The organism is Streptomyces sp. MAR4 CNX-425 (assembly GCF_048656465.1).
GTDB lineage: Bacteria > Actinomycetota > Actinomycetes > Streptomycetales > Streptomycetaceae > Streptomyces.
In genome coordinates this window covers 925,814-948,127 of sequence record NZ_JBMDLF010000002.1, presented here as the reverse complement: position 1 = coordinate 948,127, position 22,314 = coordinate 925,814, and the positions used below count along the sequence as shown (strand labels likewise).

19 protein-coding genes are annotated in these 22,314 nt (G+C 74.4%); 9 read left to right on the top strand and 10 right to left on the bottom strand.

Features of this window, described 5'->3' with window-relative positions; genetic code table 11:
* Positions 1-67: 67 nt before the first annotated feature.
* From ACHZ99_RS09290 to ACHZ99_RS09280, 3 genes are all read left to right on the top strand, one after another.
* Positions 68-1,567, top strand: coding sequence for an AlkA N-terminal domain-containing protein (locus tag ACHZ99_RS09290; protein ID WP_420303924.1), 1,500 nt, complete (start codon positions 68-70; stop codon positions 1,565-1,567).
* A 5-nt stretch (positions 1,568-1,572) separates the two neighbouring features.
* Positions 1,573-2,058 carry a methylated-DNA--[protein]-cysteine S-methyltransferase gene (locus ACHZ99_RS09285; protein ID WP_420303923.1) on the top strand — a complete coding sequence of 162 codons (486 nt, stop codon included), beginning with the start codon at positions 1,573-1,575 and terminating at the stop codon, positions 2,056-2,058.
* Between the two features lie 165 nt (positions 2,059-2,223).
* Positions 2,224-3,351: a glycerate kinase gene (locus ACHZ99_RS09280; protein WP_420304033.1), complete on the top strand. Its 1,128-nt coding sequence runs from the start codon at positions 2,224-2,226 to the stop codon at positions 3,349-3,351.
* 38 nt (positions 3,352-3,389) lie between these two features.
* Here the strand turns inward: ACHZ99_RS09280 and ACHZ99_RS09275 are convergent, their stop codons facing one another.
* Positions 3,390-4,583: a PucR family transcriptional regulator gene (locus ACHZ99_RS09275; RefSeq protein ID WP_420303922.1), complete on the bottom strand. Its 1,194-nt coding sequence runs from the start codon at positions 4,581-4,583 to the stop codon at positions 3,390-3,392.
* Between the two features lie 143 nt (positions 4,584-4,726).
* Here ACHZ99_RS09275 and ACHZ99_RS09270 point away from each other — a divergent pair, with 143 nt between their 5' ends.
* The 5 genes from ACHZ99_RS09270 to ACHZ99_RS09250 all read left to right on the top strand — a co-directional run bounded on the left by ACHZ99_RS09270 (position 4,727) and on the right by ACHZ99_RS09250 (position 9,784).
* A complete protein-coding gene (locus ACHZ99_RS09270) occupies positions 4,727-5,593 on the top strand; it encodes an ABC transporter ATP-binding protein (protein WP_420303921.1) in 867 nt (288 codons plus the stop codon).
* 107 nt (positions 5,594-5,700) lie between these two features.
* A complete protein-coding gene (locus tag ACHZ99_RS09265) occupies positions 5,701-6,498 on the top strand; it encodes an ABC transporter ATP-binding protein (protein WP_420304032.1) in 798 nt (265 codons plus the stop codon).
* Positions 6,495-7,385 (top strand): branched-chain amino acid ABC transporter permease, encoded by an 891-nt coding sequence (locus ACHZ99_RS09260; protein ID WP_420303920.1) that lies wholly within the window; start codon positions 6,495-6,497, stop codon positions 7,383-7,385. Before ACHZ99_RS09265 ends, ACHZ99_RS09260 begins: the two co-directional genes overlap by 4 nt.
* The gene (locus tag ACHZ99_RS09255; protein WP_420303919.1) at positions 7,378-8,508 is read left to right on the top strand and encodes a branched-chain amino acid ABC transporter permease; all 1,131 of its coding nucleotides are present in this window, start codon (positions 7,378-7,380) and stop codon (positions 8,506-8,508) included. The genes ACHZ99_RS09260 and ACHZ99_RS09255 overlap by 8 nt, the downstream gene beginning before the upstream one ends.
* The gene (locus ACHZ99_RS09250; RefSeq protein WP_420303918.1) at positions 8,462-9,784 is read left to right on the top strand and encodes an ABC transporter substrate-binding protein; all 1,323 of its coding nucleotides are present in this window, start codon (positions 8,462-8,464) and stop codon (positions 9,782-9,784) included. The genes ACHZ99_RS09255 and ACHZ99_RS09250 overlap by 47 nt, the downstream gene beginning before the upstream one ends.
* Positions 9,785-9,865: 81 nt before the next feature.
* On the opposite strand, the gene ACHZ99_RS09245 is transcribed toward ACHZ99_RS09250, so the two are convergent.
* On the bottom strand, positions 9,866-10,825 hold the full coding sequence (locus tag ACHZ99_RS09245) for a LysR family transcriptional regulator (protein ID WP_420303917.1): 960 nt from the start codon (positions 10,823-10,825) through the stop codon (positions 9,866-9,868).
* A gap of 132 nt (positions 10,826-10,957) precedes the next feature.
* Here ACHZ99_RS09245 and ACHZ99_RS09240 point away from each other — a divergent pair, with 132 nt between their 5' ends.
* Positions 10,958-12,946, top strand: coding sequence for a M4 family metallopeptidase (locus tag ACHZ99_RS09240; RefSeq protein ID WP_420303916.1), 1,989 nt, complete (start codon positions 10,958-10,960; stop codon positions 12,944-12,946).
* Positions 12,947-13,076: 130 nt separating this feature from the next.
* On the opposite strand, the gene pssA is transcribed toward ACHZ99_RS09240, so the two are convergent.
* From pssA to ACHZ99_RS09200, 8 genes are all read right to left on the bottom strand, one after another.
* Positions 13,077-13,922, bottom strand: coding sequence for a CDP-diacylglycerol--serine O-phosphatidyltransferase (gene pssA / locus ACHZ99_RS09235; protein WP_420303915.1), 846 nt, complete (start codon positions 13,920-13,922; stop codon positions 13,077-13,079).
* Complete coding sequence (locus ACHZ99_RS09230) at positions 13,909-14,562, bottom strand: phosphatidylserine decarboxylase (protein WP_420303914.1); 654 nt, start codon at positions 14,560-14,562, stop codon at positions 13,909-13,911. Before ACHZ99_RS09230 ends, pssA begins: the two co-directional genes overlap by 14 nt.
* Before the next feature lie 165 nt (positions 14,563-14,727).
* Positions 14,728-15,942, bottom strand: coding sequence for an acyl-CoA dehydrogenase family protein (locus ACHZ99_RS09225; RefSeq protein ID WP_420303913.1), 1,215 nt, complete (start codon positions 15,940-15,942; stop codon positions 14,728-14,730).
* Positions 15,942-16,457, bottom strand: coding sequence for a MaoC family dehydratase (locus tag ACHZ99_RS09220; protein WP_420303912.1), 516 nt, complete (start codon positions 16,455-16,457; stop codon positions 15,942-15,944). Before ACHZ99_RS09220 ends, ACHZ99_RS09225 begins: the two co-directional genes overlap by 1 nt.
* A 1-nt stretch (position 16,458) precedes the next feature.
* Entirely contained in the window at positions 16,459-17,430 is a 972-nt protein-coding gene (locus ACHZ99_RS09215) for an HpcH/HpaI aldolase/citrate lyase family protein (RefSeq protein WP_420303911.1), read from the bottom strand.
* A gap of 187 nt (positions 17,431-17,617) precedes the next feature.
* Positions 17,618-19,633: a protein meaA gene (locus ACHZ99_RS09210; protein WP_420303910.1), complete on the bottom strand. Its 2,016-nt coding sequence runs from the start codon at positions 19,631-19,633 to the stop codon at positions 17,618-17,620.
* Positions 19,633-21,054 carry a crotonyl-CoA carboxylase/reductase gene (gene ccrA / locus ACHZ99_RS09205; RefSeq protein ID WP_420303909.1) on the bottom strand — a complete coding sequence of 474 codons (1,422 nt, stop codon included), beginning with the start codon at positions 21,052-21,054 and terminating at the stop codon, positions 19,633-19,635. Before ccrA ends, ACHZ99_RS09210 begins: the two co-directional genes overlap by 1 nt.
* Positions 21,055-21,427: 373 nt before the next feature.
* Positions 21,428-22,240 (bottom strand): TetR family transcriptional regulator, encoded by an 813-nt coding sequence (locus ACHZ99_RS09200; protein ID WP_420303908.1) that lies wholly within the window; start codon positions 22,238-22,240, stop codon positions 21,428-21,430.
* Positions 22,241-22,314 lie beyond the last annotated feature (74 nt).

Here is a 22,314-nt window from a genome sequence, read left to right as displayed (position 1 = left end):
AGCGCAGCCGCATCGTGATGTCGGATTCTCGCTAGCATTCGACCCCGCGGTGCCCGACGCTGGAGTCATGTTCACCGACACGGAGCGCTGCGTACGGGCCGTCCAGTCCAAGGACGCCCGCTTCGACGGCTGGTTCTTCACCGGGGTCCTGACCACCGGCATCTACTGCCGGCCCAGCTGCCCCGTCGTCCCGCCCAAGCCGCAGAACATGCGGTTCTACCCCAGCGCGGCCGCCGCCCAGCAGGCCGGCTTCCGCGCCTGCAAGCGGTGCCGCCCCGACACCAGCCCCGGCTCCCCGGAGTGGAACCACCGGGCCGACCTCACCGCCCGCGCCATGCGGCTCATCGCCGACGGCGTCGTCGACCGCGACGGCGTCGCCGGTCTCGCCGCCCGGCTCGGCTACAGCACCCGGCAGGTCGAACGCCAGCTCCGCGCCGAACTCGGCGCCGGCCCCCTCGCGCTCGCCCGGGCCCAGCGCGCGCAGACCGCGCGCGTGCTCATCGAGACGTCGCCGCTGCCGATGGGCGACGTCGCCTTCGCCGCCGGCTTCTCCTCCATCCGCACCTTCAACGACACCGTCCAGGAGGTCTTCGCGCTCGCCCCCACCGAACTGCGCCGCCGCGCCGCCCGCGGCCGCGCCGGCAGGGACAGTACGGGCAGCACCGCCCCCGGCGTGATCTCCCTCCGGCTGCCCTTCCGGCAGCCGCTGACCCCCGACAACCTCTTCGGCCACCTCGCCGCCACCGCGGTGCCCGGCGTGGAGGAGTGGCGCGGCGGCGCGTACCGGCGCACGCTGCGGCTGCCGTACGGGCACGGCATCGCCTCGCTCACGCCCCGCCCGGACCACGTCGCGACCCGGCTCGCCCTCACCGACCAGCGGGACCTGGCCATCGCCATCACCCGCTGCCGCCGGCTGCTCGACCTCGACGCCGACCCCGTCGCCGTCGACGAACAGCTCGCCCGCGACCCCCAGCTCGCCGAGCTGATCGCCAAGGCGCCCGGCCGGCGGGTGCCGCGCACCACGGACGGCGCCGAGTTCGCCGTACGGGCCGTCCTCGGCCAGCAGGTCTCCACCGCCGCGGCGCGCACGCACGCGGGCCGGCTGGTGACCTCGTACGGCACGGAGGTCGAGGACGCCGAAGGCGGCCTCACCCACCTCTTCCCCGAACCCGGGGCCCTCGCCGGGCTCGACCCCGAGGCGCTGGCCATGCCGCGCAGCCGGCGCACCACCCTCACCGCGCTCGTCGCCGCCCTCGCCGCCGGCGACCTCGACCTCGGCGGCGGCAGCGACTGGGAACAGGCCCGCCACCGGCTCGCCGAGCTGCCCGGCATCGGCCCCTGGACCGTCGAGGTCGTCGCCATGCGCGCGCTCGGCGACCCCGACGCCTTCCCGGCCACCGACCTCGGCGTCCGCAAGGCCGCCGCCGGTCTCGGGCTGCCCGGCAGCCCCGCGGCGCTCGTCCGCCACTCGGCCGCCTGGCGGCCCTGGCGCGCGTACGCCGTGCAGTACCTCTGGGCGGCGCCGCCCGCCGGCGACCACCCGATCAACCTGATGCCCACGGAGTGAAGGACATGCGCACACACACCACCGTCGACAGCCCCGTAGGGCCCCTCACCCTCGTCGCCGAGGGCGACGACCTCACCGGGCTCTACATGACCGACCAGCGCCACCGCCCCGCCGACGAGACCTTCGGCACCCCCGCCGACCCCGCCGACCCGCCGTTCGCGGCGGCGACCGCGCAGCTCACGGCGTACTTCGCGGGCGAGCGCACCGACTTCGACCTGCCGCTGCGGCTGGCCGGCACGCCGTTCCAGCGGCGGGTGTGGGAGCAGCTGCGGCAGATCCCGTACGGCGAGACCATCTCCTACGGAGAACTCGCCGAGCGCGTCGGCAACCCGGCCGCCTCCCGCGCCGTCGGCATGGCCAACGGCCGCAACCCCGTCGGGATCATCGTCCCCTGCCACCGCGTCGTCGGCGCCAACGGCAGCCTCACCGGCTACGGCGGCGGCATCGACCGCAAGAAGCAGCTGCTCGTGCTGGAGCGGGGCGACGGCTGAGGCGCGAGCCGCGGCAGCGGTCGTGGCAGTGGCCGTACGGGCCCGGGGCCGGCGCCTCCGCCGGCCCCGGGCCCGTACGCGATCCGGCGGCTTGAGGATAGGGTCGCAGCGGCGTGACCAGGACCGACCGACCAGAGCGAGGGGTGGCAAGTGACGCACGGAACGGTGACCCGGGTGCTGATCGCGGCCGACAAGTTCAAGGGCTCCCTGACCGCGGAGCAGGTCGCCCGGCGGGTGGCCGCGGGCCTGCACCGGGTCGCGCCGGACCTCGCCGTCGAGGCGCTGCCCGTCGCCGACGGCGGCGACGGCACCGTCGCCGCCGCCCTGGCCGCCGGTTTCGCACGCCGCGAGGCGCGGGTCACCGGGCCGCTCGGCGAACCGGTCACGGCGGCGTACGCGCTGCGCGACGGCACGGCGGTCGTCGAGATGGCCGAGGCGTCCGGGCTGCAACTGCTGCCCCCCGGCCGCTTCGCGCCGCGCACCGCCACCACGTACGGCAGCGGCGAACTCCTCCGCGCGGCGCTCGACGCCGGGGCGCGCACCGTCGTCTTCGGCGTCGGCGGCAGCGCGACCACGGACGGCGGCGCCGGCATGCTCACGGCGCTCGGCGCCGACCTCCGCGACGCGGCGGGGGAGCCGGTCGGGCCGGGAGGCGGGCCGCTGGCGGACCTGGCGCGGGCCGACCTGAGCGGCGTCGACCCGCGGTTCGCCGACGTCGAGCTGATCCTCGCCAGCGACGTCGACAACCCGCTGACCGGCCCGACCGGGGCGCCGGCGGTCTACGGGCCGCAGAAGGGCGCGAGCGCCGCGGACGTCGAGGCGCTGGACGCGGCGCTCGCGCACTACGTGCGGGTGCTGGAGCAGGCCGTCGGCCCGCGGGCGGCCCGGCTGGCCCGGCAGCCGGGCGCGGGCGCCGCGGGCGGCATCGGCTACGGGGCGCTCCTCGGGCTCGGCGCGGTCTTCCGGCCCGGGATCGAGGTGCTGCTCGACGTCCTCGGCTTCGCGGCCGCCCTCGCGCGGGCGGACCTCGTGATCACGGGGGAGGGGTCGCTGGACCGGCAGACGCTGCACGGCAAGGCCCCGGCGGGCGTCGCGGCGGCGGCGCGGGCGGCGGGGAAGCCGGTGGTGGCGGTGTGCGGAGGGCTGTCGATCGACGAGGCCGCGCTGCGGGGCGCGGGGATCGAGCGGGCGTACGCGCTGGCGGCGCTGGAGCCGGACGTGGAGCGGTCGATGGCGAACGCGGGCGCGCTGCTGGAGTCGGTGGCGGAGTCGCTGGCCCGCGACTTCCTCTGACCGCGCCCCTCTGACCGAGCCCGCCCGCCCCCGCCCGCCTAGCCGCGCCAGTACGCCTCCAGCGCCAGCATCAGCTCGATGAGGTCGCGCGGGTGCGACAGCGAGCGCGACGTCAGCTGCTCCAGCCGCCGCAGGCGGTTGAAGACCGTGTTGCGGTGGCAGTACAGCCGCGTCGCCGTGCGGCCCGCGGAGCCGCCGCAGGAGAGCCACGCCTCCAGCGTCTCCAGCAGCGTCGCCCGGTCCGGCGCCTCCAGGCGGAGCAGCTCGCCGAAGACCTCGGAGACGAGCAGCCCCGCCAGCTCCGGGCGGCTGACCACCAGGGCCGCCGGGAGGCGCTCGGCCAGGCGGACGATGGAGTCCGCGCCGCCCGGGCCCACCGTGCTGAGGGCCAGCTCCGCCTGGCGGCGGGCGTGGCCGAGCTTCGCCAGGCCGCCGACGACGGGGCTGATGCCGCCGGGGCCGGGGCAGCGCGCCCGCAGGGCGTGCTGCAGATCCGCCGGGGTGGCGGCGGCGCCGAGGGCGACGACGGCCAGCTCCACGTCCGTACGCATCCGCCATAAGAACCGCATGCCGCCGGGCTCCACCGGCACGCCCGGGCCGGGGTGCTCCGAGCGCAGCACCACCACCGCGTAGCGCCCCGCCTCCGGCAGGTCCAGCGCCGCCGCCGCGCGCTGCACCAGGGCCGGGTCCGCGTCGCGGTCGCCCGCGTCGAGCAGGGCGTCCAGCAGCGCCTGCCCGCGGCCGTCCGTGCGGCGCTGGAGCTCCCGCTCCGTGGCGCGGTAGGCGTCGGTCAGCGTCGCCGTCTGCCGGTCCACCCCCGACCACATCTGCGTCGCGGTGCGCAGCAGCACCGGCAGCGAACCCGGGTCGTCGTCGGCGACGACGTCGAGCATCTCGTCCCAGACCAGGTACGCCGCCTGCCGGTACGCCTGGTGCAGCAGCTCCAGCGGCAGCCCCTGCTCCGCCCGGCGGCGGCCCAGCTCCCGCGCGTACGCGAGGTCGCGGCGGGGCGCGGAGCGGGAGGCGGCGATGGCCTCGATGCCGTAGCGCAGGGCCACGCAGATCTGCTCCCAGTGCTCGTCGCGCGGCACGGCCAGGTCGTAGTGCGGCGAGTTCTCCGCCAGTTCGTCGAGCAGCCGGTCGGCGAGCAGCGGCACGCGGTCCGTCAGGGCCTGCGAGGCACTGGCGAGCACCGCCCAGTCATGGTCCGAACGCGCTCTGCGGGCAGCCATCCGCTCACGATGGCAGCGCGTTGTGCCGGTGCACAACGGATCGGCGTACGCGGTGGTCATCGGCAGCGATTCCGCCGTCCGACGTGGACGGCGGCGGGCGGCGGTGCTGTCGTGAACGCCTATTCCACGGGAGAGGAGAGCCGATGACGGCTGCGTCCCTTCGGGTCGAGGGCGTGACGGCCGGCTACGGGCCGGTGCGGGCGCTGGTCGACGTATCGGTCGACGTGCCGGACGGCGCCGTGGTCGCGGTGCTGGGCGGCAACGGCGCCGGCAAGTCCACGCTGCTGCGGGCCGTCTCGCGCACGCTGGCCTTCCACGGCGGCGCGCTGCGCGGCGGGTCGGTGTCGTTCGGCGGGCGGCGGCTCGACGGCCTCGCGGCGGCGGAGCTGGTCGCGGCCGGGGTGGTGCAGGTGCCCGAGGGGCGCCAGGTGTTCGCGCGGATGACCGTGGCGGACAACCTGCGCGCCGGGGCGCTCGGCGCCCGCGGGGGCGCGCGGGGCCGCGCCCGCGGCGGGGAGCGGGACCGGGCGTGGGGCGGAGCGCGGGCCCGGGCGCACCGCCGGGCCGCGGCGCTCGACCGGGTGCACGGGCTCTTTCCCGTGCTGCGCCGGCGGGCGCAGCAGCGCGCGGGGCTGCTGTCGGGCGGCGAGCAGCAGATGCTGGCGCTCGGCCGGGCGCTGATGGCCGAGCCGCGGCTGCTGCTGCTCGACGAGCCGACGCTCGGGCTGGCGCCGATGGCGGCGGCCCGGATCGCGGACACCGTCCGGGAGATCAACGCGCAGGGCACCTCGGTGCTGCTGGTCGAGCAGAACGCGGCGGTCGCCCTGAAGCTGGCGTCGTCGGCGTACGTGCTGGAGACCGGGCGGGTGGCCCTCGCCGGCCCGGCGGCGGAGCTGGCGGTGTCGGACGAGGTGCGGCGGCGGTACCTGGGCGTGGTGGACGAGACCGCGGCGCGGGACGCGGAGCCGGTGAGTACGTCCGTACCCCGGCTGGGGAGGTGGCCGGCGTGAGGGGCACCCCCCGATCGCGCAGGCCACCGCCGGAGCCGCCGTCCGGGCCCGGCGGGCCCGCGGCGGAGCCTGCGGGCCCGGTTCCGGCGGCGCCCGGCGTCCCCGAACTGCGCGTGACCGGGCTGACCGTGCGGTTCGCCGGGCTCACCGCGCTGGACGACGTGTCGTTCACCGTGCGGTCCGGCAGCGTGCACGCCGTCATCGGGCCCAACGGCGCCGGCAAGTCCACCTGCTTCAACGTGCTCTCCGGCGTCTACCGGGCGACCTGTGGCAGCGTCCGGCTCGGCGGGCACGAGCTGACCGGCCTCCCCCCGCACCGCATCGCCGGTCTCGGCGTGGCCCGCACCTTCCAGAACCTCGCCCTGCCCCCGTACGCCACGGTCTCCGACACCCTCATGCTCGGCCGGCACCGGCTGACGAGGGCCGGGTTCCTCGCCGCCGGGCTGCGGCTGCCGTCCGCCGCCCGCGAGGAGGCGCGGCACGCCGCACGGGTGCGGGAGATCGCCGCGTTCACCGGCCTGGAGCCGTACCTCGACCACCCGGCCGGGACGCTGCCGTACGGGCTGCGGAAGCTCGTCGAGCTGGGCCGGGCCCTGTGCACCGAGCCGCGGCTGCTGCTGCTCGACGAGCCGGTGGCCGGCATGACGCCGGTGGCGCGGCGGCGCACCGCCGCGCTGGTCGCGGGGATCCGCGACAGCCTCGGCATCTCGATCGTCCTGGTGGAACACGACATGGGGGTGGTCATGCGGCTCGCCGACGAGGTGACCGTGCTCGACTTCGGCCGCCGCATCGCCGGCGGCGCACCCGAGGCGGTGCAGCGCGACCCCGAGGTGGTGCGCGCGTACCTCGGCGAGGCGGCCCCGGAGGACGGCGCCGCGCCCGCGGCGGGGAGGGGGCACCGGTGACCACGTTCGTCGAGCTGCTCATCGGCGGGCTCTCCACGGGCTCGGTCTACGCCCTCATCGCCCTCGGCTTCGTCGTCATCTTCAAGGCCACCGAGGTCGTCAACTTCGCCCACGCCTCCCTCCTCCTCGCCGGCGGCTACCTCGCCGCCCGGCTCAGCGGGCCCATCGGCTTCTGGCCGGCCCTCGCCGCCGGCATCGCCGGCGCCGCCACCGTCGGCGCACTGGTGGAGTTCCTGGTCATCCGCCGCTACCGCGGCGGTGACCACAGCGTCCTCGCCATCGCCACCATCGGCGTCGACATCGTCCTGCTCACCGAGTTCACCCGGCTCATCGGCACCGACGTGCTGACCCTCGGCGACCCGTGGGGCGACGCGGTCCTGACCTTCGGCTCGGTGACCGTGCCGCAGACCCGCATCGCCGCGCTGGCCGCCGCGGCCCTGCTCATCACGGCCTTCCTGCTCGCCTTCCGCTACACCTCCTGGGGCGTGGCGATGCGGGCCGCCGCCGAGAACCGCGAGGCCGCGGCGCTGATGGGCGTACGGCTCGGGCGCGTGTCGCTGTCCGCCTGGGCGGTGGCCGGCGCGCTGGCCGCCGTCGCCGCGCTGTTCCTCACCGTCTTCCCCACCCCGGGGCTGGAGCGCAGCACGTCCTTCGCCGCGTTCAAGGCGTTCCCGGCCGCGATCATCGGCGGCCTCGACTCCACCGGGGGCGCGCTGGCCGGCGGGCTGATCGTCGGCGTCACCGAGGCGATGGCCACCGGCTACCAGGCGGAGCTGTCGTTCCTCGGCCGCGGCCTCGGCGACGTGGCCCCGTACCTGGTGATGCTGCTCGTCCTGCTGGCGCGGCCCGCCGGGCTCTTCGGGACGAGGGAGCTGACCCGTGTCTGAGCCGCTCACCGCCCCGCGCCGCGCCCTGCGCCGGTACGCCCGGCCCGCCGCGGCCGGCGCCGGCCTGCTCGTGGCGTTGGCGCTGCCGTTCTACCTCGACCGGTTCTGGCTCCAGGCCGGGCTGTTCGCCATGGCCGCCGCCATCGGCGCCATCGGGCTCAACCTGCTCACCGGCGCCACCGGGCAGCTCTCCCTCGGGCACGCCTTCTTCCTCGCCGTCGGCGCGTACGGCTACTGCGCGCTTGCCGGCGGCGACGAGGACGGGCTCACCGGCCTCGGGCTGCCCACCACGGTCGCGGCGGCCGGCGCGGTGCTGCTCGCGGGGCTCGCCGGCGGGCTGCTGAGCCCGATCGCGGGGCGGCTCAGCGGCGCGTACCTCGGCATCGCCACGCTCGCGCTGATCTTCATCGGCCAGCACCTGCTGTTCAACGCCGACGACCTGACCGGCGGCTACAACGGCCGCGCCGTGCCGCCGCTGGAGCTGTTCGGCTACCGCTTCGACGACAGCGAGGACGTGCTGCTCAACGTGCCGTTCGGGGCCGCCGAGAAGCTCTGGTACGTGGGCCTCGCGCTGCTCGTCGCCGGCGCGCTGTTCGCCCGCGGCGTGCTGCGCGGCCGGCCCGGGCGGGCGATGAACGCGCTGCGCGACCACCGGATCGCCGCGGGCGTCATGGGCGTGCCGGTGGCGCGGCTGCGCGCCGGGGTGTTCGTGCTGTCGTCCATGTACGCCGGGCTGGCCGGGGTGCTGATCGCGCTGGTCTTCCAGCGCACGGTGCCGGAGTACTTCGGCTTCGTGCTCTCCCTGGAGTACCTGGCGATGATCGTGGTCGGCGGGCTCGGCTCGGTCGCCGGCGCGGTGCTGGGCGCCGCCTTCGTCTCCCTGCTGCCGCAGGTCTTCATGCGCTACAGCGAGTCGCTGCCCCTGGTCTCCGCCACCGGCGACGGCGGCGTCGCTCCCGGAGAGGCGTCCCGCTACCTGTACGGGGCCGCCGTCGTCGCGGTCGTGCTCTTCCTGCCCGGCGGCCTGGCCCGGCTCGCTCCCCGCCGCAGAACCCCCGAGAAGGAGGAACCCTCTGATGCTGAAGACGCCGTACAGACACAGACACCAGCACACCCTGCGTAGACAACGGCCGCGGCTGGCCGCGGTCGCCGCGATCGCGGCGGCCCTGGCGCTCGCCGCGGCGGGTTGCAGCGGCAAGGCGGCCGACGACGACGCGGCCGAGGGCGACGGCGGCGGATCGGGGCTGCGCGTCGGCGACGGGGTGACGGCGACCACCGTCCCGCTCGGCGTGCTCACCGACATGACGGGCGTGTACGCCACCCTCGGCAAGAGCGTGACGCAGGCGCAGCAGCTGTACTTCGAGCGGTTCAACGCGGACGGCGGCGTCTGCGGCCGCACGGTGGAGCTGACCGTGCGGGACCACGGCTACGACCCGCAGAAGGCCGTCTCCGCGTACACCGAGCTGGAGCCGGAGGTGCTGGGCTTCCCGCAGTTCATCGGCTCGCCGTACGTCGCCGCGGTCAAGGACCGCATCGACGGCCGGGACAAGGGGCTGGTCATCCCGCAGGCGTGGTCGGCCACGCTGCTGGGGAGCGAGAACATCCGGCAGATCGGCGCCACGTACGACGTGGAGATGATCAACGCCGTGGACTTCCTGGTCCGGGAGGGGGCCGTCGGGAAGGGCGACAGGATCGGCCACGTGTACTTCGAGGGCGACTACGGCGAGAACGCGCTGGCCGGCTCCGAGTACGCGGCCGAGGCGGCCGGGCTCACCGTCGTGGGCAAGAAGATCAAGGCGACCGACCAGGACATGACCGCCCAGGTCACCTCGCTCGCGAAGGCGGAGGTCTCGGCGGTCCTGATGAGCGCGGGGCCGCGGCAGTCCGCGTCGCTGGCGGGTGTGGCGGCGGCTTCCGGGCTCGACGTGCCGATCGTGGGCTCCAACCCGACGTTCGCCCCCCAGCTGCTGGAGACCGCCGCCGGGCCCGCGCTGCTGAAGAACTTCCACGTCTCCACCTCCACCCTGCCCATCGGCTCGTCGGAGCCGGGGCCCGCGGAGCTGGCGGCGGCGTACGAGAAGGAGTACCCGGGCGAGCTGCTCGACACCGGCGTCATCGCCGGCTGGTCCGCGGCCGACCTGTTCGGCGAGGCGCTGAAGCGGGCCTGCAAGGCGAAGAACCTGAGCCGCGAGGGAATCACGGAGGCGCTGCTGTCCATCGACTCGATGGACAGCGGCTTCGGCGTCACCCACGACTTCTCCGACCCGGCCGAGCCGTCGACCCGGGAGAGCTTCATCCTGCGGCCGGACGCCGACGCCAAGGGCGGGATGGTCGTGGCCGAGGAGGCGTTCACGGCGGCCGCGGCGGCCGACTACGGCGTGGCGGGCGCGGAGGGCTGAGCGCCGGGCGCCGGCCCCGGCCCGCGGGGTGCGCGCCGGGCCCGGCGCCCGCACGGTCCGCCGCGGGTCCGGAGCCGGCGCTCACCCCGGCTCCGGGTGCACCTCCGGGTGCGCCGCCCACCACGCCCCGTACGGCGGGTTGTTCGCCAGCCCCGCCGCGTACGCCCGCGCCGCCGCCCGGTACAGCTTCCCCGCCAGCTCCGCGGGCACCGCGCGCCGCTGCCACGCCAGCGTCAGCCGGCCCCTGATCGGGTCCCCCGCCAGCGGCCGCAGCACCACCCCCGGCGTCGCCGGCGCCGTCGGCTGGAAGACCGCCACCGCCCGGCCCGCCGCTATCAGCCGGCGGTTGAGCGCCGTGTCGCCGATGCGGTAGCGCAGCAGCGGCGTGAAACCCGCGCTCGCGCACGCCGACTGGAGGGCCTCCGGGCCGCCGTCGTCCTGGCTCGTCATCGCCATCCACCGCTCGCCCGCCAGCTCCGCCAGGTCCACCCGCTCCCGGCCCGCGAGCCGGTGCCGCTCCGAGAGGGCGATCCAGAACGGCTCCCCGGCCACCAGCGTGCGCGCCGTGACGCCCTCCGGCAGCGGCGTGCGGTGGTCGTTGACCTCGCCGTAGAGGACGGCGTCGTAGTGGCCGGAGCCCAGCAGCCGGGTGAGCGCCGTGACGGAGTCCTCGCTGTCGACCGTGGCCTGCCGGTCCGGCAGCAGCTCGTCCAGCTCCTGCATCAGCGCGCCGAGCATGACGAGCACGATGCTCCCCAGCCGCAGCGGCCCCGTCGCCATCGTGGCCCGGGTGCCGGCGGAGAGGGCTTCCATCTCGCCGAGCACCCGGTGCGCCTTGGACAGCACGAAGTCGCCGAGCGGGGTGGGCAGGACGCCCTGCGGGGTGCGGGTGAACAGCTCGCCGCCCGCCACCCGCTCGATGCGGCGCAACTGCGCGGACAGCGCCGGCTGGGAGACGCCGAGGAGGCGGGCGGCGGCCGTGAGGCTGCCGGCCTCGGCGATCCGGCAGACAGCCTGCAGGTGCCGCAACTCCAGCTCCATTCCAGCAGCGTATAACCCGGGTATGAGGGCCGGTGGGATATCCCCGAACCGCCATGTGCATGCGGATACTCGCGTCACCCGGTTTCCCAGAGGGGAGCAACTGACGTGAAGTCCACAAGACTTGGCGCGGTCGTGGCGGCATTCGCCCTGACCGCCGGCCTGACCGGTGCCCTCACCGGCACCACCAGCGCCGCTCCACCGCACGAGCGGCAGCCGAGCGGCAAGGCACGCGCGCTGGCCGCCGCCGACCGCGCCGCGGACAGCGGGCTCGACGGGCTGCGCCACAGCCCGGGCGAGGAGCTCGTCCGCACCGGGGTGACCCCCTGGGACGGCGGGCTCTACTACGCCGCGTACGAACGCACCTACCTCGGGCTGCCCGTCACCGGCGGCGACGCCGTCGTCCTCGCCGACAGCCGCGGGCGCGTCCTCGACGTCGCCGCCGCGCCCGCGCCCGAGCTGTCGCTGTCCCCGCGCGCCCGGATCCCCGCGGCCGCCGCCGAGCGGACCGCCGCTCGGCGGGTCGCCCACCCGGAGAAGACCACCGCGCCCGAGCTGGGCGTGCTGCTCCGCGGCGGCGAGGCCGGCACGGGCGTGCTGACCTGGCAGTCCACCGTCACCGGCAGCACCGCCGCCGGCGCCCCCACCGTGCGCGAGGTCTACGTCGACGCCCGCACCGGCAAGGTCGTCGAGACCCGCGAACAGGTCCGCGACGCCGCCGGGCAGGGCTACCACAACGGCACCGTCGAGATCGACACCGCCGCGGGCGCCATGACCGACCCGGCCCGCGGCGGCTTCCAGTGCGGCGGCCAGAACGGCGCCCCCTACCGGGGCTCCCCGCCCTGGGGCAACGGCGGCGCCAACGACCTGGAGTCCGCCTGCGTCGACATCATGTTCGCGGCCCAGCAAGAGTTCGACATGCTCAACGAATGGGTCGGCTACAACGGCCAGAACGGCCGCGGCGGCATGGTCCCCGCCCGCGCCGGCCTCCGCGTCGTCAACGCCTACTACGACGGCACCAAGACCACCTACGGCCACAACCAGCCCGGCACCAACCAGCTCACGTCCATCGACGTCGTCGCGCACGAGTACGGGCACGAGATCTTCGACCGCACCCCCGGCGGCAGCGGCTCGGGCAGCGAGACCGGCGGCATGAACGAGTCCACCGGCGACATCTTCGGCGCCATCACCGAGGCGTACATCGACAGCCCGGCCGACCCGCCCGACTACACCGTCGGCGAGAAGGCCCGCTTCTACGGCGACAGCCGCCCCATCCGCAACATGTACAACCCGTCGCTGGTCGGCAACCACCCCAACTGCTACACCCAGCTCAGCCCCGGCACCGAGGTGCACGCCGCGGCCGGCCCGCAGAACCACTGGTTCTACCTGCTCGCCGAGGGCTCCGACCCCGGCGGCGGCAAGCCGGGCAGCCCGATCTGCTCCGGCGGGCCCTCCTCCGTCACCGGCGTCGGCATCCAGAAGGCCGCGAAGATCTTCATGGGCGGGCTGCTGATGAAGACCTCCGGCTGGAACCACCGGGCCGCCCGCGCCGCGACCGTCACCGTCGCCAAGACCACCTACGGCGCCACCGAGTGCGAGGCCGTCAAGTCCGCCTGGAGCGCGATCGCCGTGCCCGCCCGCCCCGGCGAGACCGACTGCGGCGGCAGCCAGACGCCCGGCTTCTCCCTCACGCTCTCGCCGGACTCCGGCGGCGTCGAGTCGGGCGGCGGCACCACCACCGCCACCGTGAACACCACCACGACCGGCGGCGAGCCGCAGGACGTCGCGCTCACCGCCGCCGGCGCCCCCGACGGCGTCGCGGTGTCCTTCTCGCCGGCCACGGTGACCTCCGGCGGGTCCTCGGCCATGACGGTCGACGTCGGCGCCGGGACCGCCGACGGCACGTACCCGATCACGGTGACCGGCACCGGCAGCGTCACCCACACCGTGACGTACACCCTGACCGTCGGCTCGGACAGCGGCGGCACCTGGGCGGCCTGGACCTCCTACCAGGCCGGCGACACCGTCACGTACGGCGGCGCGACCTACCGCTGTCTGCAGGCCCACACGGCCCTGCCCGGCTGGGAGCCGCCGAACGTGCCCGCGCTCTGGCAGCCCGTCTGACCCCGATTCCAGAGCGGGCGGGCCGGAGAAGGCCGTCGGGTCCGGGGGAGCGGTTTCCCCCGGACCCGACGGTGCGGTCGTTCTCGTACGGTACGGGCCCGGAACCCCGGGCCCGCGGCCGCGCCCGGGCTCAGCCCTGCGCGGCGGCGCGGGCCTCGCGGCGGCCGACGCGGAAGGTGTTCACCCGGCGGGCGGTGGCGAACAGCGGGATCGTGGCGGCGGTCACTATCTGCAGCGCGCAGCCCGTCTGGAGCAGCAGCTGCCCGTTCGGCGCGTCGAAGGCCCACGCGCCCAGGCAGGTCATGCTGATGAAGATCCACACGAGCGTGGCCACCGCCAGCCGGCCGCGCGGCTTGGGGTACTCCACCCGGCTCACCATCAGCCAGGCGACTCCCACGATCGCCAGCAGCGTCGGCACGAACGGCAGCTCCAGCAGCACCACCGAGATCACCGTCAGCGCGCCGAAGGGGCTCGGCATGCCCTGGAAGACCCCGTCACGCACCGTCACGCAGGAGAACCGGGCGAGCCGCAGCACCACCGCCAGCACCACCGCGACCGCGGCGACCGTGGAGACCCGCTGGTGGGCGTCGTCGGCGACCATGCCGTAGACCAGCACGAAGTACGCGGGCGCCAGCCCGAAGCTGATCAGGTCGGAGAGGTTGTCCAGCTCCGCGCCCATCGCCGAGCTGCGCAGCTTGCGCGCCACCAGGCCGTCGAAGAGGTCGAAGACCGAGGCGAGCAGCATCAGGATCACGGCGGTGGCGGCGCTCTGCCGGGCTATGCCGCCGGTGCTCTCGCCCATCAGGTGCGGGACGAGCACGCCGGTGGTGGTGAAGTAGACGGCGAGGAAGCCGCAGGTGGCGTTCGCCAGCGTGAGGGTGTCGGCGATGGACAGCCGCGTGGACAGCGGCATGTCGTCGTCCTCGTCGACCTCGGGGACCCAGCCGGCCTTCGTCTCCGGATCAATCACGGTCAAGGCGCGTCACCCCCGCCGTGGTGGCCTGGCCGACGTCCACGCCGGCGGCGACGCCCTGCGGAAGGTACACGTCGACGCGGGAGCCGAAGCGGATCAGCCCGACCCGCTCGCCCTGCTCGACCTTGGTGCCGCGGGTCACGTACGGCACGATGCGGCGCGCGACCGCGCCGGCGATCTGGACCATCTCGACGTCGCCGAGCTCGGTGTCCAGGTGCCACACGACGCGTTCGTTGTTCTCGCTCTCCTTGTTGAACGCCGGGACGTAACCGCCGGGGACGTGCTCCACGGAGCTGACGGTGCCGGCCAGCGGAGCCCGGTTCACGTGCACGTTCAGCGGGCTCATGAAGATCGCGACGCGGGTGCGGCCGTCGGGCCACGGCATGATGCTCTGCACCACGCCGTCGGCGGGGGAGATGACCCGGCCCGCGGCGATCTCACGGTCGGGGTCGCGGAAGAACCACAGCATGCCTGCCGCCAGCGCGGCGGGGGGTACGGCGGCCAGCCGGTCGGGCCAGCGCCCGCTGCGGCGGGCGCGGGCGGCGGTGACGGCGGCGGTGGCCAAGGTCGGCAGGAGCCACGGCGATGCTCCGCGCGCCAGGCGGACCCGGCGGCGCGGAACGTTATCTGGGCTGTGGGGCATGTTTGACCTTCGTAGCGGGAGGGGGCCGCGGCGATGGGGGACGGCGGCTTGTCGGGGATGCTATCGGTTGCCACCGGCAACTCGGCAAGCCGAAGCGAGCTTTAGTGCGCCGGGGTGCCGTGGCCGGCTGCCACGCCACCCGCCGCCTGCCCCTGAGGCAGTCCTTCAACCCCGGGGCCCGTACTCCTCCAGCAGCCGCCGACCGATGATCATTTTCTGGATCTCGGCGGTCCCTTCGCCAATGAGAAGCATCGGCGCCTCCCGGTAGAGGCGCTCGATCTCGTACTCCTTGGAGAAGCCGTAGCCGCCGTGGATGCGGAACGCGTCTTCCACGACTTCCTTGCAGTACTCCGAAGCGAGATATTTGGCCATCCCCGCCTCTAGGTCGTTACGTTCTCCGGTGTCCTTTTTGCGTGCCGCTCGCACCATCATCGCATGGGCGGCCTCGACCTTGGTAGCCATCTCGGCCAGTTTGAACTGGATCGCCTGGTGGCGGGCGATCGGACGGCCGAATGTCTGCCGCTGCTGGGCGTAGTCGACGCCCAGCTCGAAGGCGCGCTGGGCGACGCCGCAGCCGCGCGCGGCGACGTTCACGCGGCCCACCTCGACGCCGTCCATCATCTGGTAGAAGCCCCGGCCGGCCCCGTCCGGGCCGCCGAGCACCCGGTCGGCCGGGACGTGCAGCCCCTCCATGATCAGCTCGGTGGTGTCGACGCCCTTGTAGCCCATCTTGTCGATCTTGCCGGGGATGGTCAGCCCCGGCTTCACCGTGCCGAACCCCGGCTCCTTCTCCACCAGGAACGTCGTCATCGACCGGTGCGCCGGCGCGTCCGCCCCCCGCCCCTCGTCCGTCCGGCAGAGCACCGCGACCAGGCTCGACGTCCCGCCGTTGGTCAGCCACATCTTCTGGCCGGTGAGCAGGTAGCCGCCGTCCCCGTCCCGTACGCCCCTGGACGTGATCGCCGCCACGTCCGAGCCGAGCCCGGGCTCCGACATCGAGAACGCCCCGCGCACCTCGCCGGCGGCCATCCGGGGCAGGAAGTGCTCCCGCTGCTCGGGGGTGCCGTGCTGCTTGATCATGTACGCCACGATGAAGTGCGTGTTGATGATCCCCGACACGCTCATCCAGCCGCGGGCGATCTCCTCCACGCACAGCGCGTACGTGAGCAGCGACTCGCCGAGACCGCCGTACTCCTCCGGGATCATCAGGCCGAAAACACCCAGGTCCCGCAGGCCCTCGACGATCTGCGCGGGATACTCGTCCCGGTGCTCCAGCTCGGTGGCGACCGGCAGGATCTCCTTGTCGACGAAGCCGCGGACCGTGGCGACGATCTCGCGCTGGAGCTCCGTCAGCCCCTCCGTCTGCGCCAGCCGCCCCATCACGCCGCCCCGCCGCGCTCGGCCGGCTCCGGGCGGCCGGGCTGCTCGCCGCGCTCGCGCACGTACGCCGCCGTGGGCACCAGCACCTTGCGCCGGAAGACGCAGACCAGGGTGCCGTCCTGGTTGTGGCCGCGGGTCTCGACGGACACGATGCCGCGGTCGTCCTTCGACGTCGACGGCCACTTGTCCAGCACGGTCGTCTCGCCGTAGACCGTGTCGCCGTGGAAGGTGGGCGCCACGTGCTTCAGCGACTCGACCTCCAGGTTGGCGATCGCCTTGCCGGAGACGTCCGGCACCGACATGCCGAGCAGCAGGGAGTACACGTAGTTGCCGACGACGACGTTGCGGCCGAAGTCGGTGGCCCCGCCCGCGTAGTGCGCGTCGAGGTGCAGCGGGTGGTGGTTCATGGTCAGCAGGCAGAAGAGGTGGTCGTCGTACTCGGTGACGGTCTTGCCCGGCCAGTGCTTGTACACCGCGCCCGGCTCGAACTCCTCGTAGGTGCGTCCGAACTGCATGTCAGCCCTCCGGCGGGGTGAAGGCGGTGGTGCGGGTCAGGCCGGCGGCGCGGCCCTTGCCCGAGACGACGAGGGCCATCTTGCGGCTCGCCTCGTCGATCATCTCGTCGCCGAGCATCGCGGAGCCCTTCCGGCCGCCCTCCTCGGAGGTGAAGTACTCGTACGCGTCGAGGATCAGCTCGGCGTGGTCGTAGTCCTCCTGCGACGGCGAGAAGACCTCGTTGGCGGCCTCGACCTGCCCGGGGTGCAGCACCCACTTGCCGTCGAGCCCGAGGGCCGCGGCGCGGCCGGCGACCTCGCGGAAGCCGTCGACGTTGCGGATCTGGAGGTACGGGCCGTCGATGGCCTGCAGGTCGTTGCTGCGGGCGGCCATGAGGAGGCGCATGAGGATGTAGTGGTAGGCGTCGGCCGGGTAGCCGGGCGGCTGTTCGCCGACGACCAGGGACTTCATGTTGATCGACGCCATGAAGTCGGCGGGGCCGAACACGACGGTCTCCAGCCGCGGCGAGGCGGCGGCGATGTCGTCGACGTTCACCAGCCCCTTCGCGTTCTCGATCTGCGCCTCGATGCCGATGCGGCCCACCTCGAAGCCCATCGTCTTCTCGATCTGGGTGAGCAGCAGGTCGAGGGCCCTGATCTGGTCGGCGTCCTGGACCTTCGGCAGCATGAGGCAGTCGAGGTTCGGGCCCGCGCCTTCGACGACGGTGATGACGTCGCGGTACGTCCAGTGCGTCGTCCAGTCGTTGACCCGTACCACCCGGGTCTTGCCGCGCCAGTCGCCCTCGTTGAGGAACTTGACGACGGTGTGCCGGGCGTCCGGCTTCGCCAGGGGCGCGCAGGCGTCCTCCAGGTCCAGGAACACCTGGTCGGCCGGGAGCCCCTGGGCCTTCTCCAGGAACCGAGGGTTGGATCCCGGGACGGCGAGGCAGGAACGCCGCGGCCGCAGGCGGTCGGGTCGGGCGTGGGGGCTCATGCGGGGACCTCCAGGGGGTCGGGCTTGTTCGCGGGCGCCGCTGCGCGGAGCGCCTCCGGGTTCGCCGCGGGTGCGCACGCGTCCGCCGCGTCCGCGGGCGCGTGGCCGGGTACGCCGGTCATTCTTCCGGGCCGGGGGTGCGCTCCCGGCCCGGCGCGGCGGCGGCGTCGCCGGCGGGGGGCGGGGCTCATGCGGGGACCTCCAGCGGACCGAGCTTGTTCGCGAGCCGGATCTCGTCGACGATACGGCCGATGATCTGCGTGATCCCGAAGTCCTTCGGGGTGAACACCGCGGCCACCCCCGCCGCGCGCAGCGCCTCGGCGTCCGCGGCCGGGATGATGCCGCCGACGACGACCGGCACGTCGTCGGCGCCCGCGCGGCGCAGCCGGCCCAGGACGTCCGGGACCAGCTCGGCGTGGGAGCCGGAGAGGATGGACAGGCCGACGCAGTGCACGTCCTCGGCGACCGCGGCGGTGGCGATCTGCTCGGGCGTCAGCCGGATGCCCTGGTAGACCACCTCGAAGCCGGCGTCCCTGGCGCGTACGGCGATCTGCTCCGCGCCGTTGCTGTGGCCGTCCAGGCCCGGCTTGCCGACGAGCAGCCGCAGCCGGCCGGTGTCCAGCTCCGCGGCGGTGCGCGCGGCCCGGTCCCGTACGGCGGCGAGGGCCGCGTCGCCGCCGGGGGCCGCCGCCGGCGCCGCGACCGGCGCGCCGGCGACGCCCGTGGGGGCGCGGAACTCGCCGAAGACGTCGCGCAGCGCCCAGGCCCACTCGCCGGTGGTGACGCCGGCCCGGGCGCACTCCAGCGACGCGGGCATCAGGTTGGCCGTGCCCGCCGCGGCGGCCTTCAGCGCCGACAGCGCCCGCTGGGCGCGGGGCTCGTCGCGGGCCAGCCGCCACTCGTGCGCCGCGGAGACGACGCGCGCCTCCACGTCCGCGTCGACCGTCATGATCGCGGCGTCCAGGTCGGCGGTGAGCGGGCTGGGCTCGGTCTCCGTGTGGCAGTTGACGCCGACGATCTTCTCCTCGCCCGACTCGATACGGGCCCGCCGCTCCGCGTGCGAGGCCACCAGCTGTCCCTTGAGGTAGCCGGACTCCACCGCCGCGACGACCCCGCCCAGCCGCTCGATGTGCGCCATCTCCGCGGTCGCGCCCTCGACCAGCGCGGCCACCCGCGCCTCGACCACGTGGCTGCCGTCGAAGAGGTCGGGGTACTCCAGCAGGTCGCTCTCGTACGCCAGGACCTGCTGGATCCGCAGGCTCCACTGCTGGTCCCACGGCCGCGGCAGGCCCAGCGCCTCGTTCCACGCGGGCAGCTGCACGGCGCGGGCGCGGGCGTCCTTCGACAGCGTCACGGCCAGCATCTCCAGCACGATGCGCTGGACGTTGTTCTCCGGCTGCGCCTCGGTCAGGCCGAGGGAGTTGACCTGCACGCCGTAGCGGAAGCGGCGCTGCCGGGGGTCCTCGATGCCGTAGCGCTCGCGCGTGACGGTGTCCCAGATGCGGGTGAACGCCCGCATCTTGCACATCTCCTCGACGAACCGGACCCCGGCGTTGACGAAGAAGGAGATCCGGGCGACGACGTCGCCCATTTTCTCCTCCGGCACCTGGCCGGAGTCGCGCACCGCGTCCAGGACGGCGGTCGCGGTGGCCAGGGCGTACGCGATCTCCTGCACCGGCGTCGCGCCGGCCTCCTGCAGGTGGTAGCTGCAGATGTTGATCGGGTTCCACTTCGGCATCGTCCCGACGGTGTACGCGATGGTGTCGGTGGTCAGCCGCAGCGAGGGCCCGGGCGGGAAGACGTACGTGCCGCGGGAGAGGTACTCCTTGACGATGTCGTTCTGCGTGGTGCCCGCCAGCGCCCCCGGGTCGGCCCCCTGCTCCTCGGCGACCACCTGGTAGAGCGCCAGCAGCCACATCGCGGTGGCGTTGATGGTCATGGAGGTGTTGGTGCGCTCCAGCGGGATGCCCGCGAAGAGGCGGCGCATGTCGCCCAGGTGCGAGACGGGCACGCCGACGCGGCCGACCTCGCCGCGGGCGAGCACGTGGTCGGGGTCGTAGCCGGTCTGGGTGGGCAGGTCGAAGGCGACGGACAGGCCGGTCTGGCCCTTGGCCAGGTTCCGCCGGTACAGCGCGTTGGACGCCTCGGCAGTGGAGTGGCCGGCGTAGGTGCGCATCAGCCAGGGCCGGTCCCTGTCCGCCATCAGACGTTCCCGGCGTGCTCGACGGCACGCGCGGGCGCGCCCGCGCCGGCGCGTTCCGCGGGCGGGGCGGGCGCCTCGGCGGTGCGGAAGAGCTGGATCGCGTCGAGGTGCTCCGCGCGCTTCTCCTCGTCCCGTACGCCCAGGCCCTCGGCGGGGGCGAGGCACAGCACGCCGACCTTGCCCTGGTGCAGGTTCCGGTGCACGTCGTACGCCGCCTGGCCGGTCTGCTCCAGCGGGTAGCTCTTCGACAGGGTGGGGTGGATCTTCCCCTTGTCGATGAGCCGGTTGGCCTCCCACGCCTCGCGGTAGTTGGCGAAGTGCGAGCCGATGATCCGCTTCAGCGACATCCACAGGTAGCGGTTGTCGTACTCGTGCACGAAGCCGGAGGTGGAGGCGCAGGTGACGATGGTGCCGCCGCGGCGGGTGACGTAGACGGAGGCGCCGAAGGTCTCCCGGCCGGGGTGCTCGAAGACGATGTCGACGTCCTCGCCGCCGGTCAGCTCGCGGATGCGCTTGCCGAAGCGCTTCCACTCCCGCGGGTCCTGCTCGTGCTCGTCCCGCCAGAAGCGGTAGTCCTCGCCGCGGCGGTCGATGATCGCCTCGGCGCCCAGGCGGCGGCAGATCTCCGCCTTCTCCGGGCTGGAGACCACGCAGATCGGGTTGGCGCCGCCGGCGAGCGCGAACTGCGTCGCGTACGAGCCGAGTCCGCCGCTCGCGCCCCAGATGAGGACGTTGTCGCCCTGCTTCATGCCGGCGCCGTTGCGGGAGACGAGCTGGCGGTACGCGGTGGAGTTGACCAGGCCGGGCGCCGCGGCCTCCTCCCAGGACAGGTGGTCCGGCTTGGGCATCAGCTGGTTGGACTTCACCAGCGCGATCTCCGCCAGCCCGCCGAAGTTGGTCTCGAAGCCCCAGATGCGCTGCTCGGGGTCGAGCATCGTGTCGTCGTGGCCGTCGGCGCTCTCCAGCTCCACCGACAGGCAGTGCGCGACCACCTCGTCGCCCGGGTGCCAGGCGACGACGCCGGGGCCGGTGCGCAGCACGACGCCGGCGAGGTCGGAGCCGATGACGTGGTACGGCAGGTCGTGGCGCCGGGCGAGGGGGGAGAGGCGGCCGTAGCGCTCCAGGAAGGCGAAGGTGGACACCGGCTCGAAGAGGGACGTCCACACCGAGTTGTAGTTCACGGAGCTGGCCATGACCGCCACCAGGGCCTCGCCGGGGCCGAGTTCCGGCACCGGCACCTCGTCCAGGTGCAGCGACCTGCGCGGGTCCTTCTCGCGGTTGGTGAGGCCGTCGAACATCTGCGCCTCGTCCTTGTGCACCGTCACCGCCCGGTAGGACCCGGGCAGGGGGAGGGAGGCGAAGTCGGCGGCCGTGCTGTCGGGTGCCTCGATCGCGGCGAGTATCTCGTGCGTCTCGTTCATGGTGCTGCCTCCGGCGAAGGGCGTCCGGGAACGCTTGAGGGACGTCGGGGGTGAGAGCTGTGCGTGCGGTTCGGCTCCGGCGGCGGGCCGGTGTGCGCGGTACGGCGGTGCGCGGCGCGGTGGCGCCGGGAGCGCCTGTGACGAGGCGCCTTCCGGGTGCGCGGGCCGGGGGCCCGCTGGGACAGCCGGCGCGTGCTCTGCCGTCGCGCGCCGGTCACCCGGATACCTCGTACCGTATGGCACGGCGTGCCAGTCCGCAAGACACTCGGTGCCAGAAATTCGTCTCAGATGTCCGCGGCGGTGCACGGATGAGCGCGGAAAGGCTCCCCGGCCGGGCGCGGCCGGGGAGCCCGTGACGGGGTGAAACCCCAGGTCAGCTCTTGTTCAGCGCCTTCTCGATGGTGCGCATGACCTCGCTCAGCGGCGCGTCCGTCCGGGCGACCGCCACGAGCACGTCCGAGCCACCGCCGCCGGCCGTGACGACCGCCGGCGGGCCCGCCGTGCCCGCCTGCGCGCCGCCGCCCGGGCCCCCCGGCCCGTGCGGCAGGCCGACGCCGCCGAACCGGGCCCGTACCACCGCGAACGCCCGGTCGAGCTGGCCCTCCACGTCGCCCTCCGCGCCCGCGCGCAGCCAGCGGCGCAGCACGTGGTTGTGCGCGGTGACCACGGCCGAGGCCGCGACCTCGGCGAGCAGCGGGTCGTCGTCGCCGTCCTGCTGGGCGCCCTCGTCGAAGTGGCCCAGCAGATAGCGGGTGAAGAGCCGCTCGTAGCGGGAGACCGAGGCGATCTCGCGCTCGCGCAGCGTCGGCACCTCCCGGGTGAGCCGGTAGCGCTCGACGGAGACCGCGGGCTGCGCCGCGTACATCCGCATGACCTCCCGGATGCCGCGGCAGACGGTGTCCAGCGGGTACTCGTGCGGCGGCGCGGCGTCCAGGACGGCCTTCACCCGGTCCAGGGTGTCGTCGTGGTCCGGGAAGATCGCCTCCTCCTTGGAGCGGAAGTGGCGGAAGAAGGTGCGGCGGGCGACGCCCGCCGCGGCGGCGATCTCGTCGACCGTCGTCGCCTCGTAGCCCTTGGTGGCGAACAGTTCCATCGCCGCGGCCGCGATGTCGCGGCGCATCTTCAGGCGTTGGCTGCCGGAACCTGAGCTGGAGCTGGAACGGGCGGGCTTCGCTGGCTGGGACATGTAAGGAACGTACTCCATGCGTGGCCCCCGCCCGGCGGCGAAGCCGCGCCGGGGGCCGCCGGGACGGGGGTGAC